This is a genomic window from Ramlibacter sp. PS4R-6 (assembly GCF_037572775.1).
Classification (GTDB): domain Bacteria; phylum Pseudomonadota; class Gammaproteobacteria; order Burkholderiales; family Burkholderiaceae_C; genus Ramlibacter.
The window spans coordinates 954,363-972,211 of the sequence record NZ_JBBHKA010000001.1; the positions used below are offsets into that span (position 1 = coordinate 954,363).

Below are 17,849 nucleotides of genomic sequence, written 5' to 3' on the forward strand. Positions count from 1 at the left end.
CTAGGGGCTGCGGCCCCACTTCAGCTTCATCGCCAGGATCGCGAGGGCCAGCGCGAGGGTGATGCCGTTGGCCACGACGATGGGCCATGCGCCCAGCAGCAGGCCGTACACCAGCCACAGGAACACGCCGACGGCGAACACGGCGTACATGCCCATCGAGATGCCCGCGACGTCGCGCGTGCGCCAGGTGTGCCACACCTGCGGCACGAAGCTCACGGTGGTGAGCACCGCGGCGAGATAGCCCACGAGTTCCGGCGCGGTCATCACTCCTGCGCCGTCCACGCCAGCAGCGCATCGAGCGCGGCCTGCGCCTGGTTGGCGTGCGCGTCGTTGACGATCGCCACCAGCACGTAGCGCCTGCCGTTGGTGCCGTCCACATAGCCGGCCACGCCCTGCACGTTCCACAGGCTGCCGGACTTCAGGTGCGCGAGGCCGCGCCCGCTGCGGCCCTTGGCCGACGTGGCGAGCGTGCCGTCGACGCCGGCCAGCGGCAGCGAGGCGATGAACTCCGGCATCAGCGGCGAGGCCCACGCGGCATGCAGCAGGCGCGCGAGCTGCGCGGCGGTGGTGCGCTCGTCGCGCGCGAGGCCCGAGCCGTTCTGGAAGCCCGGCGCGTCGCCGCCGATGCGCGCGGCCCACCATGCACGCATCGCTTCGCGTGCGCTGTCGAAGGTGGCCGGCATGCCGCGCTGCAGCGCCAGCGTGAGGAACAGCTGCTGCGCCATCACGTTGTTGCTGAACTTGTTGATGTCGCGGATCACGTCGGCGAGCGGCGGCGACGACAGCTCGAAGGCCGGTTGCTGGCCCGCGGGCACGCGGCCTTCGCGCACCTGGCCGGCGAGCGTGCCGCCCAGGTGCTGCCACATGCCGGCGATCGCGCGCGCCGAATAGCTCGCGGGCTGCGCATAGGCCACCGGCCAGTTGCGCTCGCCACACGAGGCACCATAGGCGCCCGCGAAACGCACGCGCGCCGGGTCCTTGAAGTCGGCCTGCAGCTGCGGCCGCCAGTCGCCGCAGCCGGCGCGCAGCGGCACTTCGGCGGGAAACTGCACGCCGCGCAGCGGCGGCTCGACGTGCACCAGCGCGCGCGTGCCGGCCGGCGTGAAGGTGATCAGCACCGACTTGAAATTCACCAGCAGCGCGTCGGGACCGGCGTTGTAGGGCCGCAGGGGTTCGCCGTCGAAGGCGCCCGGGTCCTGCGGCGGCACGTCGAACGCGCTGCGGTCCAGCACGATGTCGCCGGCGATGTGGCGGATGCCCAGGCCCTGCACCCGGCGCAGCAAGAGCCACAGGCGCTCGGTCACGAGCTTGGGGTCGCCGCGGCCCTGGATGTAGACGCTGCCTTGCAGCGTGCCGTTCTCGATCGTGCCGTCGATGTACACCGGCGTGGCCCAGGTGTACGCCGGGCCCAGCACGTCCAGGCCCGCAAACGTGGTGGCGAGCTTGGCAATGGAGGCGGGGTTGACCGTGGCGTCGGTGCGGTGCGCCAGGCGCGGCGTGGCCTTGCCGTCGGCCTCGGCGACGTAGGCCACCAGCGACTCGCGCGGCACCTTCGCGCGCGCCAACGCAGCCTCGACGGTGGGTGGCAGCGATTGCGCCTGCACGGCGCAGGCCCAGGCCCATGCGAGGAGGATGAGCGGGCGGCGCGGCATGGCGGGATTATGTCGCTCGATAATCGACGCCTTGCGATGAACCTGCTGGCCTTCGACACGAGCACCGAAACCCTCGCCGCCGCCGTCATGCGCGGCGGCGCGGTCGTGGCCGAGGAGCGCACGGTGGGCGGCGCGCAGGCCTCGGCGGCGCTCATCCCGGCGCTGCAGGCGCTGCTCGCGCAAGCGGGCCTGGCGCTGGGCGACCTCGACGCCATCGTGTTCGGCCGCGGGCCGGGCTCGTTCACGGGCCTGCGCACGGCGTGCGCGGTCGCGCAGGGCCTGGGTTTCGGCAGCGGCGTGCCGGTGCTGGGCATCGAGACGCTGCTGGCCGTGGCCGAGGACGCGCGCGAGCGCGCCGGCGCCACGCAAGTGGTCGCGATGCTCGATGCGCGGATGAGCGAGGTCTATGCCGCGCGCTATGCGTTCGGCGGCGGCGAATGGCGGCGCGAGGGCGACATCGTGCTGGCGCGGCCCGAAACGGTCGAGGTCCCGGCGGGCTGGCGCGTCGCCGGCAACGTGTTCGATGCCGCGCGCATCGAGGCCCAGCCGACGGCCGCGGCGATGCTGCGCATTGCGCCACGCCTGCTGGCCAAAGGTGCGGCGCAGGACGCGGCGCATGCCGCGCCGGTCTACATTCGCGATAAAGTGGCCCAAACCACCGAGGAGCGCGCCCAGGCGCGCGCCAACCGCCCGCCTCCGCCATGAGCGCCGTCCTGAAATCCGTCGAAGCGCAGTTCGAGCCGCTCACCGAAGAGCGCCTGGACGCCGTCGTGGCGATCGAGGCGAGCGCGTATGACCATCCGTGGACGCGCGGCAACTTCGCCGATTCGCTGCGTTCGGGCTACGAGGCGCAGGCGCTCGTTGCGGGCGACGCGCTCCTGGGTTATTTCGTGGCGATGAAGGGCGTGGACGAGGTGCACCTGCTCAACCTCACCGTGGCCCCGGCGTACCAGTCGCAAGGCTGGGGCCGCCTGATGCTGGATGCGGTCGCGCTGTGGGCGCGGGGGCAGGGCGCGCAGTGGCTGTGGCTGGAGGTGCGCACCAGCAACCAGCGCGCGCAGCACCTGTACGAGCTGTATGGGATGCGCCGCGTCGGCGAGCGCAAGGGCTACTACCCCGCCGGCCCCGGCCAGCGCGAGGATGCGATCGTGATGAGCCTGCGCCTATGACGCTGCTGCTGGACGAGCGGCGCGTCGCGATGCTGGAGCAGTTCGGCATCCGCTGGCAGGTGCGCGAAACCGCGCTCGAAGAAGAAGCACCCGGGGCTGCCGAAGCGCCGCCCGTGCCCGTGTTCGCGCACGAGGCGGCGCGCGTTCCGGTCGAACTGTCGGCGCGCGCCACCGGCGTCGAGCTGATGGCCTGGGACGTCCTCGAGGAAACCGTCGCGGCCTGCCGCGCGTGCAAGCTGTGCGGCACGCGGCGCAACACCGTCTTCGGCGTCGGCGACCGGCAAGCGGACTGGCTGATCGTCGGCGAAGCGCCCGGGGAGCACGAGGACATCCAGGGCGAGCCTTTCGTCGGCCAGGCCGGCAAGCTGCTGGACAACATGCTGCGGGCATTGAGCCTGAACCGGCGCGAGAAGGTGTACATCGCCAACGTGCTCAAGTGCCGCCCGCCCGGCAACCGCAACCCCGAGCCCGACGAGGTCGCGCAGTGCGAGCCCTTCCTGCGCCGGCAGGTGCAGCTGCTGCAGCCGAAGATCATCGTCGCCATGGGGCGCTTCGCGGTGCAGTCGCTGCTCGGCACGACCGATGCGATCGGCAAGCTGCGCGGCCAGCGTCACAGCTACGCCGGCGTGCCGGTGGTGGTCACCTACCACCCGGCCTACCTGCTGCGCAACCTGCCCGACAAGGCCAAGGCCTGGTCGGACCTGTGCCTGGCGCGCGCGATCGCTCAGGACGGCTGAGGATCCAGCCGCTCCAGCGGCTTGTAGGCGCGTGAAGCGAGCGTGCGCGCCGCGAAGTCGATGCCGCTGAAGGCGGCGTAGTCGGCCATGCTGCGCACGCGCCCGAGCGAGTACGCGCCCAGGTCGTCCCCGCCCAGCAGCGCGGCCAGGCGCGCGCGCGAGCGGTTCTCCAGCTCCCACCAGTTGCGCTCGCGCACGCGGTCCTGCTCCGCGTCCCAGTGCAGCGGGCGCGCCGGCGCGCCGGACTCCGCGTTGTTGTACAGGTGGTAGAGCGGCAGGCCCGGCATGTGGAAGATGTCCCAGCCGTGCGTGTACAGGCGCGCGGCATAGGCCTGCTCCTCGCCGTGGAAGTAGAACCACGGGTCGTACGGAAAGGCCTGCACGATCTTGCCGGGCCCGAAGAGGCACCCTGCCGCCAGGTGGAAACCCACCAGGGGCTCGTCGCGGTCGACCGGGTGCGCTTCGAACGACAGCACCAGGTGGTCGGCTTCGAAGCCGTGGTCCGTCTTCACGACGTGCGCCAGCACCTTGTCGGTGGCGGGCTTGTGCACGGGGCGGTCGCCTTCGAAGACGAAGGGGTTCGGGTAGGCGGTGATGACCATGCCGGGCCGCCCGGCCATGAGCTCCTCGCCCTGCTCCAAGAGCAGCTGGTCCCAGTGCAGGTCGAAGTCCATGTGCGAGTCGACCTGCAGGAACCAGTCCTCGCCGTCGTACAGCGACATCGCGATGGCGCGGGCCCAGCACGGGCCGCGCGCATAGACGGGGTCGAAGCGCACGTAGCTCACGCGCGCGGGCGCATAGGCACGTGGCTGCAGTGCATGCGCGGCGGGCGACTGGTCGACGATGCCGAAGTGCAACTGCTCCGGCCAGCGCGCCGTGGCGATGGCCTGCGACAAGGTGAAGCCGAGCACCGGGTCGCAATAGGAGGCAATGCTGAGGAAGATGGCCATGCGCCCGGCGATGGTAGCGCCGCACGCGCGAAGGCCGACGCGAGCGTGAATTCGTGCCGCCCTAGGGGTCGAAACGTCTTGTTGGTGCTGAAGGAAGAAAAGAAGCAGGCCGAGGAAAAGAAGGCCGACGCCCCACTGGTAACCGACAGTGCACCCGCTGAGCCACACCGGCGGCCCCAAACCGCCCGGTGTGTGAACTATTGCCGGGTTCGGCTTGCCCCGGATGTAACCCGATGCTACCGTCCACTTTCCGGGGAAACCTGTAGTCATTGGGTGGGGCTGGCTTTGGAGCCGCCCACGAAGAAAAGCTGTGAAACATCTGACCCGACCCGTCCGCAGGCCTCCGCCTGCGGTAGCTTCCTCCCCCGCCGTGGCGGGCTTCCGCCCGGCTGGCGTAGCGCTGGCGGTGGCGGCGGCCTTCATGGGGGTGAGCAACGCCTTCGGCCAGCCTGCGGGGGCGCAGGCGATCCAGGGCCAGGCCCTGTTGCAGCAGCAAGGCAACTCGCTGGTGGTCAAGACCACCAACGCGGCGGGAACGAACCGCTCGGTCATCAACTGGCAAAGCTTCTCGGTGCCCACGGGCAGCACCACGCGCTTTGACCAGCCCACGGCGCAGAGCCTGTCGATCAACCGCGTGCTGGGAACGGACCCCAGCGCGATCTTCGGCACCTTGAGCTCCAACGGCCGGCTGGTGCTGGTCAACCCGGCGGGCATTGCCGTGGGAGCCGGAGCGGTGGTGGATACCGCAGGCTTCACCGCCTCGACGCTGAAGATGAGCGAGGCGGATGCCTTGGCCGGGCGCCTGATCTTCGGGGACGGGCAGCTGGCAGGCGGGGCGCTGAAGGTGGACGGCAGCATCGTGGCGCGAAGCGGCGATGTGGTGCTCATTGCGCCGAACGTGCAGGTGGGCCAGCAGGCGCTGGTGCAGGCGCCCAACGGGGCGACGCTCCTGGCGGCGGGCCAGAAGGTGGAGCTGACGGGGCGCGGCCTGGAAGGCATCGTGATGCAGGTGCAGGCGCCGGCCAACGAGGCGGTGAACCTGGGCACGCTGCAAGGCGATGCGGTGGGAGTCTTTGCCGGAACACTGAAGCACAGCGGCCTGGTCAGCGCCAACGCGGTCACCATCGAAGGCGGCAAGGTCGTGCTGAAGGCCGCAGGCGACAACCTGGTCGACGGCGTCACGACTGCGAAGGCGGGCGACAAGGGCGGCAGTGTGGACGTGCTGGGCGAGCGCGTGGCGCTGTACGGCAACGCCAGCATCGATGCCAGCGGCGCCAAGGGCGGCGGCAGCGTGCGCATCGGCGGCGACCTGCATGGCGCGAATGCGCAGGTCCCGAATGCACGCAGCACCTTCGTGGGCAGCGACGTGCAAGTCAAGGCCGACGCCACGCTGGACGGCGATGGCGGGACCGTGGTGGTCTGGTCGAACGACGCCACGCGCTTCGGCGGCAGCATCAGCGCACGCGGGGGCGAAAGCGCCGGCAACGGCGGCTCCGTCGAAGTCTCCGGCAAGGACTACCTCGAGTACCGCGGGCGGGCGGATTTGCGGGCCCCCAAGGGCGCGGGCGGCACGCTGCTCCTCGACCCCAGTGACATCCTGATCACGGCCGGGCCGGACACGCTGACGCTTTCCGGGACCAACCCGTACAGCTTCGGCAGCGGCGTCAGCACCGCGACGATCACGCCGGGCACCATCGAGGGCCAACTCGCGTTCGGCCACGTCATCCTGGACACCAACACGGGCAGCGGCGGCAGCGGCAACATCACGCTGAGCAACCTCAGCAGCATCAGCTGGGGCAACACGAACACCTTGATGCTCGATGCGGCCGGAAGCATCCAGTTGAACGGCCCGATCACCGCAGCGTCGGGAACCCTGGGCCTGAAGGCGACGACCGGCATCGCACAAGCCGGCACCGGCGCGGGCGTCACCGTCGGCAAGCTCTGGGCCTACACCTCGGGCGGCAACCTCGCGCTGGATGGCGCCGGGAACAGCATCGGCCAGGCGGCGATGGCGAATACGGGCGTGGGACAGACGCGCCTGGTCACGGGCAGTTCGCTGACCATCGGCTACGTCGCGTCGAACACCGGCCACGGCGATCTCTCCGGCGTGGTGGCCAATGGCGGCGGCACCTTGTCCGTGACGGGAGGCAACCTCGTCATCGACGACAGCGCCGCGGCATCGCCCAACGGCGTGAAGTCGAGCGGCGGCAACTTCACCCTCAGCGCGCCGAACGGCACGCTGTCGCAGGTCACGCCGATCACCGGCGTGAATGCGCTGTCGGTGACCGCGAAGGACATCGACCTCACGGCCCAGAATTCCGTGGCCGCGCTCGGCATCTCCCAGACCGACAACACGGCCGGGGACGTCGCTTTCACCAACAACCGCAGCGCGAACCTCACGCTCGGCAGCATCAGCCTGGCGAACGCTTCGGGCGCCCTCACCGTGCGCGAGAACGCCGGCGACCTGGTGCTCAACGCGAACATCAACGCGGGCCCCGCTTCGACCGTGTCCCTGCGCGCCGACATGGGCAACATCCGCCAGCAAGCCGGCGGCATCGCGGCGCTGAACCTCGAGGCGGTCGCCGACATGGGCTCCGTGACGCTGTCGAGCGGCACCAACGCCGTGCAGGTCGTTGCCGGCAGCGCGGGCGCGGCCGGGGGGTTCCTGTTCACCAACGGTTCCGCCTTCACGGTCGGCAGCGCAGGCGGGTCGAACGGCATCTGGTCGTCCGCCGGCGTCTCCATCGCGAGCAGCACCGGCGGCATCACCGTCGTCGACAACATCACCGCCAGTGCCGGGGGCATTGCCGTCAATTCGGCAGGGCCCGTGACGATCGGCGCGAGCGCGCAGGTGACGCTCGATGCGACCGGCCCCATCACCTTGCACGCCGGGTCCGGCGACCTCGACCTCGGTGACTTCTACTCGCAGGTGTTCTCGCACGGCGGCAACATCCTGATCGAGGCCACCGGGGCCGGCGCCAGCATCGTCGGCAGCAACAGCGAGATCCGCAGCAGCGGCTTCGGTACCGCGGGCACGATCACGCTGACCGCCTCGAACAAGGTCGAGGCGGGACTGGTCGACAGTTCGGGCGGATCGGCAAGCGCCTACGGCGTGTCCGGCGGCACGATCTCGATCTCGGCCGGCAACGGCGGCGTCACGATCCACAACCAGCTCGATTCCTCGGGCGGCGACGGCGATGACGGCGCGTCGTCCGGGCCGGGCGGCCATGCCGGGAACATCACCATCACGTCGACCGGCCCGGTCGACCTGCCGTGGGTGAGCGCCTACGGCGGCGAGGGGTATGGCACGGGCAACGGCGGCAACGGCGCGACGGTCTCCATCTCGATCACGAGCGGCACCGGCGGCATCACGAGCCCCGGCATCGAGACCTTCGGCGGCGGCACGGATTCCGGCGCCGGCGGCACTGGCGGGACGGTGCAGCTCTCGGGCAGCGGCCCGATCGCCGTGGACAGCTTTGCGACCTGGGGCGGCAGCGCGTTTGCGGCCGGTGGCTCGGGCGGGTTCGCCGGCAGCGTGTTCGTCACCACCAGCGGCGCCGTCACCATCTCGGACGGCATCGAAGCCTACGGCGGCGACGCTTTCGGCTCGGCCAACGCCGGCAACGGCGGCACCGTCTCCATTTCCAGCGGCGCAGGCGGCACGTCGATCGGCTGGATCGACACCTACGGCGGCGCGTCCGACAGCGGCTTCGGCGGCTACGGCGGCGGCGTGACGCTGGGCAGCACGGGCTCGATCAGTGTCGACAGCATCTCGACATGGGGCGGCTCCAGCAACATCAACGGCCCGGGCGGGTGGGGCGGCAACGTCCTGATCCAGTCCGGTACCGCAGGCGGCGTTTCCGTGTCCGGCTCGATCGACACCACGGGCGGCGACGGCAACGGCCTGTGGAACGGTGGCACGGCGGGCTGGGTGTCCATCATCGCCGGCTCGGGCGGCGCCAGCGTCGGCTCGCTCTCGGCCGGCGGCGGCCAGGCCTGGGACGGCGGCAACGCCGGCAGCGGCGGCAACGTCTGGATCAGCACGACCGGCGCGCTGAGCGTCGGCCGCATCTACGCCCGCGGCGGCGACGCCAGTGGCAACGACGGCGGCTCCGGCGGCATGGGCGGCACCGTCACGCTGAACGCGGCCGGCATCTCCGGGATCGGCGACATCGACACCTCCGGCGGCTGGGGCGCGGACCACAGCGCCGGCCCCGGCGGCGGTGGCGGCATGGCCGGCGGCATCTCGATCTACCAGGGCGCGGGCGACCTGTCGGTCGGCGGCGTGACCTTCAGCGCCAACGGCGGCGACGGCGGCGATTCCTCGGCGCCCGCGGCGCAGCCCGGCGGCACGGGCGGCAACGGCGGCACGATCGCCATCGAAGCCGGCGCGGGCAAGGTGGCCCTGTCGTCGGTGTACCTCGAGACCGATGGCGGCTACGGCGGGCAGGACATCACCAGCGCCGTGTCGGCGGACGGCCTGACGCGCGCCTCGTACATCACGGCAGCCACCAGCATCGCGCTGCCCGGCTACGTGGTGACCGGCGGCGACCTCAGCCTGCGCGCGTACGGCGGCAACATCACGCAAAGCGCCGGCGCGCAGATCGCCGCGCCTGGCGTGCTGGCGATTGCCGACACAGGTTCCGTGTCGCTCGATGCCGCCAGCAACTCGGTCGCCAAGATCGCGGGCTACGCGGGTTCGGGCAGCTTCGCGTTCACCAACGCCAACTCCGTCGACGCGGGCAGCGTGCTGGGCTCCTATGGCGTGAAGGGCAGCGGCGTGACCCTCACGTCGGTGGGCGGCAACGTGCACGTGTCCGACACGACCTATGGCGTCGACGGCCTCACGGGGACGGTGTCGCTCAGCTCCGCGACCGGCGACGTCACGCAGGATGCGGGCACGAAGATTTCGGGGGCCGTGCTCGCCGTCACTGCGGACGGAACGATCGTCCTGACCAGCCCGCTGAACCAGGTGCAGCAATTCACCGCGGCCAACACCGGCGGCGGCTCGATCTACTTCGGCAACAGCCGCGGCGCGGGCCTGCAGCTGGGCGCGGTGAGCGTCGGGCCCGGCAGCGGCTCGATCGACATCAACGAGTACGGCGGCGACCTCACGGTGGCCGGCTCGATCACGCCCGGCAGCGGCGGCGGCGTCTACCTGCGCGCCGAGTCGCCGGGCGGCGGCATCCGCCAGGGCGCAGGCGGCTCCGTGGTCTCCGACACCATCGTGCTCGCGGCGGGCAGCAACGGCATCGGCACGCTGGCGGCGCCGCTGCAGACGGCCTCGGTCAGCAGCACCTGGTACGCGATCGACGCGAACACCGCGGGCGCGAGCCCGGGTTCGGTCTACATCTCGCACACCGGCGTGGCCGACATCGTGAACGCCTCGGTCGCGACCGCCGGCCCGTTCTTCGTGGGCGCCAGCGGCAACCTCAACATCGGCAGCGACGTCACGACCACCGGCAGCGTCGCGCTCAAGAGCGGCGGCCTGCTGTCGCTGGGCAGCAGCGTCACGGTCTCCGGCGGCAGCGTGAAGCTGGTGGCCGATTCGCTGTCGCTGCCGGCGTCGTCGGTCAGCGCGCCGGGGCCGACCGGCCTGATCGAAGTCGATTCGTACGCGCCCCTGCAAGGCATCGAACTCGGCGCCGCCACGCAATCGGGCTACCTGCACATCGCCTCGCTCTCGCCCTTCTCGACCGGCGGCATCCTGCGCGTCGGCTCGAACGGGTCGGGCAACCTGTACGTGGGGGGCGCGGTCGACGGCAGCGCGGTGAACACGCTGACGCTGCAATCCGGCGGCACGATCACCCAGTCCGGGACCGGCACCATCACCGCGAACAACCTGGCGGTCAAGGCGCTGGGCGACGTGAGCCTGGTGAGCGCCAGCAACGCGGTGACGAACCTCACGGGCGTCGTCGGCGACGGCAGCACCGACCGCAACTTCCAGTTCAAGAACGCGTCGGCGCTGAACGTGGGCAGCGGCATCGACGGGCTCAACGGCATCTTCGTGCAGGGTGGCGCGGGCGGCTACAACGCCGCAGCGCCTTCCGGCTACATCGCGCTCGTGGCCGCGAGCGGCTCGCTCACGCAGGACGCGCTGGGCCTCATCGGCGGCAAGGCGGTGTACGTGCAGGGCGACAGCGTCGTCCTCGACCAGGCCAATCCCACCGGCGTGATCGCCGGCCGCGCGATGGGTGCGCTGCCGGGATCGGTCTTCAAGTACACGAGCTCGAACGGCATCAACCTGAACTCGGTGGGCGGCTTCGCGGGCGTGCAGGCCACGGCCAGCACGGCGACGACGGCGATCGAGCTGCAAGGCACCGACATCAACCAGGCCGCCGGCGCGACGCTGCTCACGCCGCGCGGGGTCAAGCTGACGGCCACCAGCGGCGGCGTGCAGCTCACGGACACGGGCAACAACGTCGGCTCGCTCGCCGTGCCCAGCGCTTCCTTCGTCGACTACCGCAACAGCGGCGCGCTGACCATCGGTGTGCTGGGCGGCGGCGTCAACGCGACGAACAACGTCGACGTGCGCTCGGCCGACGCACTCACCGTCGCATCGGCGGTCGCCTCCGGCACCGGCGCGCGCCTGGAGGCCAACGGCGCGGGCAAGGACCTCGCGGTCAATGCATCGGTCGACGCCGGCACCGGCACGCTGATGCTCACGGCGGCGCACGACGTGCTGCTGTCGGGCGCGACGCTGTCGGGCGCATCGGGGCAGCTGTCGGCCGGCAACTCCGTGAAGGTGCAAGCCGGCCCGGCCACGACGCTACAAACCAGCCTCTCAGGCGCGACCGTCACCATCGACGGCACGTTGAACGTCGGCGCCGCGTCCGCGATCGACGTCGTGGCGCTGAACGCCGGCGGCATCGTCACCGGCAACGCCGACCTCACGGTCAACACCTCGCTCGCGTGGTCGGGCGGTTCGATGTCGGGCACCGGCAAGACCATCGTGGGCGCCGGCGCGGCCGCCGGCATCACCGGCGCGGTGTCGCTGACACGGCCCCTGGAGAACAACGGAACCGTCACGCTGTCGGGTTCGGGCGTCGTCACGGTGGGCACCGGTGCCTCCTTCGACAACAACACGGGCGCGCAGCTCGACATCCAGGGCGGCGGCTTCTCCGGCGGCGGGGGCGGCGCCTTCACCAACAACGCCGTCGTCAGCCTCAACGCGACCGGCACGCACGCGATCGCGGGCTTCTCCTCGTTCGCGAACAACGGCGCGCTCGACGTCAATTCGGGCACGCTGCAGTTCGGCTCCGGCGTGTTCACGTCGAACGCCGGCACGGTGTGGATCGCTTCCGGCGCGACGCTGGACAACTCGGGCTCGAGCCTCACCAACCAGTCGACCGGCTTGGTGCATGGCGACGGCACGCTCGACCTGGGCGCGGGTTCGTTCACCAACTTCGGCACGATCAATCCCGGGCCCGGCGGCGCGGTGGGCACGCTCACGATCAACGCGGCGGGCGGCATCACCCTGGGCGCGGGCAGCGTGCTCGACATCGACGTCGCGTCGGCGTCGAGTTTCGACGTGCTGGCCACGAACGGCAATGTGACGATCGACCCGGCGAGCAACGTCAACGTGAACAGCGTCGGCTACGTGTACAACCCGGGCGACGCGTTCGCCGTGGTGACCAGCAGCGGCGGCACGATCAGCGGCAGCGCGAACGTGACGGCGGGCTATTCGCAGGCGATCGCGCCCGCGCCGGCCGCATTCGTGATCACCGCGACACCGGCGCCGTCGCCGGCGCCGAGCCCCTCGCCGTCGCCGAGCCCGTCACCCTCGCCGTCGCCGAGTCCGTCACCCTCGCCGTCGCCGTCGCCGTCGCCGAGTCCGTCACCCTCGCCGTCGCCGAGTCCGTCGCCGTCGCCGAGTCCGTCACCCTCGCCGAGTCCGTCACCCTCGCCGAGTCCGTCACCCTCGCCGAGTCCGCCGTCGCCGAGCCCGACGCCGGCCCCCACGGCCGCACCGACGCCCGCTCCCACAGCCTCGCCCGCGCCGACCGCGGCGCCGACGCCGGCGCCCACGGCCGCGCCGACACCCGCTCCGACGGCCGCGCCGACACCGCCGCCGACCGCAGCACCCACACCGGCTCCGACGGCGGCTCCCGAGCCGCCGCCGCCCCCGGCCCCGGCGACACCGTTGGTCGACCAGATCATTGATTTGCTGAAAGGCGATCACGAAACCGCGCAGCAGGTGGTCGCGCAGCTGGATACGAGCCCGCTCACCACCTTCACGACGCTGGTGCTGAAGGAAGAAAAGAAGCAAGACGAAGAGAAAAAGGCCGACGGGCCGGCACTGGTCGTGAACCAGTGCACAAAGTAGTTACCGATTCCATCCTCCTGTTGCAGGGTTCTTGCGGCATATGCCGCAAGTGCCTTGTTTTGCTTTGGTTACGCGTGTTGCAGCTGTAGTAACGCTGTGCTACCGTAACCCGCATCCTGGGACCAGAGTCCCGGCCCACGGCCGGGGGGCAAAGCGCCGCGAGGCCTTGCCGGAAAGAGCATCGCGTGAACAAGCCAAGCAGACCGCGGCACGTCGCCGCTGCACCTTCCCCCGCCGTGGCGGGCTTCCGTCCGGCTGGCGTAGCGCTGGCGGTGGCGGCGGCCTTCATGGGGGTGAGCAACGCCTTCGGCCAGCCTGCGGGAGCGCAGGCGATCCAGGGCCAGGCCCTGCTGCAGCAGCAAGGCAACTCGCTGGTGGTCAAGACCACCAACGCGGCAGGAACGAACCGCTCGGTCATCAACTGGCAAAGCTTCTCGGTGCCCACGGGCAGCACCACGCGCTTTGACCAGCCCACGGCGCAGAGCCTGTCGATCAACCGCGTGCTGGGAACGGACCCCAGCGCGATCTTCGGCACCCTGAGCTCCAACGGCCGGCTGGTGCTGGTCAACCCGGCGGGCATTGCCGTGGGAGCCGGAGCGGTGGTGGATACCGCAGGCTTTACGGCCTCGACGCTGAAGATGAGCGAGGCCGATGCGCTGGCCGGGCGCCTGATCTTCGGGGACGGGCAGCTGGCAGGCGGGGCGCTGAAGGTGGACGGCAGCATCGTGGCGCGAAGCGGCGATGTGGTGCTCATTGCGCCGAACGTGCAGGTGGGCCAGCAGGCGCTGGTGCAGGCGCCCAACGGGGCGACGCTCCTGGCGGCGGGCCAGAAGGTGGAGCTGACGGGCCGCGGCCTGGAAGGCATCGTGATGCAGGTGCAGGCGCCGGCCAACGAGGCGGTGAACCTGGGCACGCTGCAAGGCGATGCGGTGGGAGTCTTTGCCGGAACGCTGAAGCACAGCGGCCTGGTCAGCGCCAACGCGGTCACCATCGAAGGCGGCAAGGTGGTGCTGAAAGCCGCAGGCGACAACCTGGTCGATGGCGTCACGACTGCGAAGGCGGGCGACAAGGGCGGCAGTGTGGACGTGCTGGGCGAGCGCGTGGCGCTGTACGGCAACGCCAGCATCGATGCCAGCGGCGCCAAGGGCGGCGGCAGCGTGCGCATCGGCGGCGACCTGCATGGCGACAACGCGCAGGTGCCCAACGCGCAGTTCACGTTCGTGGGCGAGAACGCCAGGATCAACGCCGACGCCACGCAAAGCGGCGACGGCGGCCGCGTCATCGTGTGGTCCGACGACACCACGCGCTACTGGGGCCAGATCAGCGCCAAGGGCGGCGCGCAAGGCGGCAACGGCGGCTTCGCCGAAGTGTCGGGCAGGAAGCACCTGGACTTCGCGGGCGCGGCCGACCTGCGGGCCGCGGCGGGCAAGGCCGGCACGCTGCTGCTCGACCCGAACGATCTGTACATCGACTCGGGCCCGAACGACGCCGGCAGCGTGGCCGCCGGCGGTGGCTGGGTCTTCGGCGGCAGCAGCCCGACGAACCACCTGAACGTCAACATCCTGCAGACGCAGCTCGGCTTGTCGGACGTGTTGGTCAAGACGACCGCGAGCGTGGCCGGGGGCAACGGCGACATCTTCGTGGATGCGCCCGTTACCTGGAGCAGCGCACACATGCTCGCGCTCACGGCGGACCGGAACATCGAAGTCAATTCCGCGATGAGCGCAGGAAGCGCCAGCGGCATGCTCGTGCTGTCAGCTGGCAGCGCGATCAACCAGGCCGCGCCGATCACCGTTCCCAAGTTGATGGTGTTCTCCGGCGGCCTGGCCGACCTCAGCAACTCCGGCAACACGGTGGGCACGCTCGCGGCCGTCTCGGGCTCGCTGAACTTCGTGAATTCGACGGACCTGACCATCGGCACGCTCTCGGCGAGCGGGGTGGTGACGGCGACCGTCCCCGGCGTGCAATTCCACTCGTCGGTGTCGATCACCGCGGCTTCCGGGGACCTCACGGTGAGCCAGCCGATCAAGGCGTTCGACCCGAGCGCCACGGTCGCGCTCGAGGCGACCACCGGCACCATCTGGCTGAACGCGAACCTGACCGCGGCCTCCACCGCCTCCATTGCCTCGGCCGGACTCTACGCGGGCAACTCGATCAACCAGGACAGCGGCGCATCGGTCACCGCGCAGACGCTCGGCATCTACGCCGGCAACGCGGTGTCGATGAACGGCAGCAACAAAGTCGCCACGCTCGGCGTTACCGGGGGCTCGGCGGGCGGCAACTTCTCGTTCACGAACACAGCCCCGCTGGCCCTCGAGTGGTACGACGAAGCGTTCTGGGCCGATGGCGTCGAATGGGGGACGGGCAACGTCTCGATCACCACGACCGGCACGAACTCGCACGTCGATGTCAACTCCGACATCTCCGCCGGCGGCAAGGTGTCGATCACCTCGTCGGGCAACATCAACTCGGGTTCCTTCACCTCCGTCGGCGGCGGCTCCGTCGTGCTGAGTGCCAGCGGCAACATCGGGGTGGGCCCGGTCTCGACCAGCGGCGCGGTCGGCAGCGGTGCCACCGACGGGTCGGTCTCGATGACCGCGGGCGGCAGCATCAGCTTCAACACGATCGACACGTCGGCAGCGAGCGCGGTCAATGGCGGCAAGGTTTCGCTCAGCGCCGGCGCGGGCGGCATCAGCGGCTACGGCATCTACACCTATGGCGGCGACAGCAGCCTGGGCGCCGGCGGGACCGGCGGCGCGGTGGAACTCAAGGCCACCTCCACCGGGTACGTCAGCGTCTACGAGATCCGGACCGGCGGCGGCTCGGGCGGCAGCGGCGCCGCGGGCGGCACCGGCGGCGCCGTGACGATCGGCACTGCGTCCGGCTTCATCAACGTCTCCTACATCGACACGAGCGGCAGCGACGGCGCCGACAGCGGCGGCGCGGAAGCGGGCGGCACGGGCGGCGCGGTGTCGATCACGTCGACCGGCGCCGGCATCCTGCTCAGCCAGGTGACCGCCGAAGGCGGGGACGGCTACGGCGGCGGCACGGGCGGAAACGGCGGCGTGATCACGATCTCGTCCGGGGCCTCGCTCGGCGTCGGCAGCGGCCTGTCGAGCGCGGGCGGCTACGGCTACGACTCGGGCTCCGGCGGCAGCGGCGCCGCGATCACGCTGACCGCGACCCAGCTCAACGTCCCGACCATCGATGCACGGGGCTTCGCCGGCAGCGGCGGCAGCGGCGGCAACGGCGGCAATGTGACCGTCACCGTCACGGGCAGCAACGCCACGATCGGGAACCTGAAGGCGCAGGCCGGCGACGGCGAGACCGGCGGCGGCACCGGCGGCGTGGTCAGCATCACGGGCGGCACGGGAACGATCCTGTCCGTCACCTCAATCAGCACGGCCGGCGGCTCGACGACGTCGCTGGGCGCGGGCGGCTCGGGCGGCACCGTCACACTGTTGGCGGGAACCGTCAACTCCCCGATCTACGTCGTTTCGAGCGGTGGGTCGGGTGGGGGCAGCCTGACCGGCGCCGGTGGCGTGGGCGGGGACGGTGGCCACGTCAAGATCGAGCAGTCGACTGGCGCGTGGAACGCAAGCTATGTTTCGGTCGACGCGGCGGGCGGCACCGGCGGCGCCGGCTCATCGCTGCAGGCCGCGGGTGGCACCGGGGGCGACGTGAGCCTTGGTGCCAAGGGTGGCGTGCTGACGCTGTCCAGCGGCGACCTTGGTGCGAGCGGCGGCTACTCCAACGACGCGCCCGGCACGCACGGCACGGTGCGCGTCACCGGCGTCGGCACCGCCGCCGGTACCGGCGTGGTGGTCAACGGCGCCGTCAACTTCAGCGGCAACTGGGTCAACAGCGGCACCTTCAACATCGGCAGCCTGGGCTCGGTGGGCGGCGGCGGCTACTTCAGCAACACCGGCAAGGTGTTCATGACGGGCAGCGCCGACCTGTTCGCCAACGGCGGCGTGCTGAACTCGGGCACCATCTCCGCCGCCAGCGGCAGCATGTCGGCCAACGTCACGAACAACGCCGGCCTGGTCACCATCGCCGCCGACGCGTCACTCGACACCGGCGCCATGCAGAACGACGGCACGCTCGAAGTCTTCGGGACCTTGTACGCCTCGGGCGGCTGTCTCCTGCTGAGCGCCTGCGCGGCGACCGTCAGCGGGCTCGTCAACGGCAACAACGGTGTCATCCTGGGCACCGGCACCATCGTCACGGACGTCCTCGACAACTACGGCAAGATCTCGCCCGGCGTGGGGAACAAGGGCATCGGCACGCTCACCCTCAACGGCGACGTGATCTTCGAGCCGGATTCGGTGCTGGCCGTGGACATCGAGAACGTCGAGAACTACGACCACTTCAACGTCAGCGGCTCCGCGACCTTCGCAGGGCTGGCCAAGCAGCAAGGGGCCACCACGACGGTCCTCGGCGCGCCGCAGATCCTGGTGTCGTTCACGAAGAACGTGAGCATCTCGACCGACGACACGTTCACCATCATGACGAGCGCGAGCACGACCATCGGTACGCTGCCCGACGTCTCGGCCGGCCAGCTGGCGGTCGTGCCGTCGCCGTCCGGGTTCACGCTAGTGGCCACTTCGCCGGTCACGCCGCCGTCGCCGGCCCCGTCGCCGACGCCCGTGCCCTCGCCGAGCCCGTCGCCGAGCCCGGCGCCGTCAGCCACGCCGGCACCGTCGCCCGCGCCCACGCCGGCACCCACGCCCGCGCCCACGCCGGCACCCACGCCCGCGCCGACGGCCGCGCCCACGCCGGCCCCGACGACGGCGCCGCCGCCACCCGCCCCGCCGCCGACGACGCAGGTCGAAAAGATCCTCGAGCTGATCGACGGCGACCACGCGCAGGCCGCGGAGATCATCGCGACGATGGACACGAACCCGCTCACCACCTTCACCACGCTCGTGCTGAAGGAGGAGAAGAAGCAGGAAGAGAACAAGCAGCCCGCGGCCGACAACGTCGTCGCCAACGTCTGCACGAAGTAGCGCGGC

8 protein-coding genes are annotated in these 17,849 nt (G+C 70.9%); 5 read left to right on the forward strand and 3 right to left on the reverse strand.

All coding sequences use genetic code 11. The features are described 5' to 3' along the window. Positions 1–264: a SemiSWEET family sugar transporter gene (locus WG903_RS04640; protein WP_340073054.1), complete on the reverse strand. Its 264-nt coding sequence runs from the start codon at positions 262–264 to the stop codon at positions 1–3. Beyond that, a complete protein-coding gene (dacB, locus tag WG903_RS04645; protein WP_340073055.1) occupies positions 264–1,652 on the reverse strand; it encodes a D-alanyl-D-alanine carboxypeptidase/D-alanyl-D-alanine endopeptidase in 1,389 nt (462 codons plus the stop codon). The genes WG903_RS04640 and dacB overlap by 1 nt, the downstream gene beginning before the upstream one ends. Positions 1,653–1,688: 36 nt before the next feature. On the opposite strand from dacB, the gene tsaB reads away from it, so the two are divergent. From tsaB to WG903_RS04660, 3 genes are read left to right on the forward strand one after another with little or no spacing between them, the layout of a single operon-like run. Further along, the gene (tsaB, locus tag WG903_RS04650; RefSeq protein WP_340073056.1) at positions 1,689–2,357 is read left to right on the forward strand and encodes a tRNA (adenosine(37)-N6)-threonylcarbamoyltransferase complex dimerization subunit type 1 TsaB; all 669 of its coding nucleotides are present in this window, start codon (positions 1,689–1,691) and stop codon (positions 2,355–2,357) included. Continuing rightward, on the forward strand, positions 2,354–2,821 hold the full coding sequence (gene rimI, locus WG903_RS04655; RefSeq protein ID WP_340073057.1) for a ribosomal protein S18-alanine N-acetyltransferase: 468 nt from the start codon (positions 2,354–2,356) through the stop codon (positions 2,819–2,821). The genes tsaB and rimI overlap by 4 nt, the downstream gene beginning before the upstream one ends. Beyond that, the gene (locus WG903_RS04660; RefSeq protein ID WP_445263579.1) at positions 2,818–3,558 is read left to right on the forward strand and encodes a uracil-DNA glycosylase; all 741 of its coding nucleotides are present in this window, start codon (positions 2,818–2,820) and stop codon (positions 3,556–3,558) included. Before rimI ends, WG903_RS04660 begins: the two co-directional genes overlap by 4 nt. Here WG903_RS04660 and WG903_RS04665 read toward each other — a convergent pair. Beyond that, positions 3,546–4,508 (reverse strand): GlcNAc-transferase family protein, encoded by a 963-nt coding sequence (locus WG903_RS04665; protein WP_340073058.1) that lies wholly within the window; start codon positions 4,506–4,508, stop codon positions 3,546–3,548. The two genes, WG903_RS04660 and WG903_RS04665, sit on opposite strands and share 13 nt — an antisense overlap. 370 nt (positions 4,509–4,878) lie before the next feature. Here WG903_RS04665 and WG903_RS04670 point away from each other — a divergent pair, with 370 nt between their 5' ends. Together WG903_RS04670 and WG903_RS04675 are read left to right on the forward strand one after the other, a co-directional pair. Then, a complete protein-coding gene (locus tag WG903_RS04670; protein ID WP_340073059.1) occupies positions 4,879–12,834 on the forward strand; it encodes a beta strand repeat-containing protein in 7,956 nt (2,651 codons plus the stop codon). A gap of 236 nt (positions 12,835–13,070) precedes the next feature. Continuing rightward, positions 13,071–17,843: a beta strand repeat-containing protein gene (locus tag WG903_RS04675; RefSeq protein WP_340073060.1), complete on the forward strand. Its 4,773-nt coding sequence runs from the start codon at positions 13,071–13,073 to the stop codon at positions 17,841–17,843. Positions 17,844–17,849 lie beyond the last annotated feature (6 nt).

Excerpts from the sequence above, each read along its gene's own strand:
- WG903_RS04640 (WP_340073054.1), bottom strand. The coding sequence starts at position 264 with ATGACCGCGCCGGAACTCGTGGGCTATCTCGCCGCGGTGCTCACCACC.
- dacB (WP_340073055.1), bottom strand. The coding sequence starts at position 1,652 with ATGCCGCGCCGCCCGCTCATCCTCCTCGCATGGGCCTGGGCCTGCGCC.
- tsaB (WP_340073056.1), top strand. The coding sequence starts at position 1,689 with ATGAACCTGCTGGCCTTCGACACGAGCACCGAAACCCTCGCCGCCGCC.
- rimI (WP_340073057.1), top strand. The coding sequence starts at position 2,354 with ATGAGCGCCGTCCTGAAATCCGTCGAAGCGCAGTTCGAGCCGCTCACC.
- WG903_RS04660 (WP_445263579.1), top strand. The coding sequence starts at position 2,818 with ATGACGCTGCTGCTGGACGAGCGGCGCGTCGCGATGCTGGAGCAGTTC.
- WG903_RS04665 (WP_340073058.1), bottom strand. The coding sequence starts at position 4,508 with ATGGCCATCTTCCTCAGCATTGCCTCCTATTGCGACCCGGTGCTCGGC.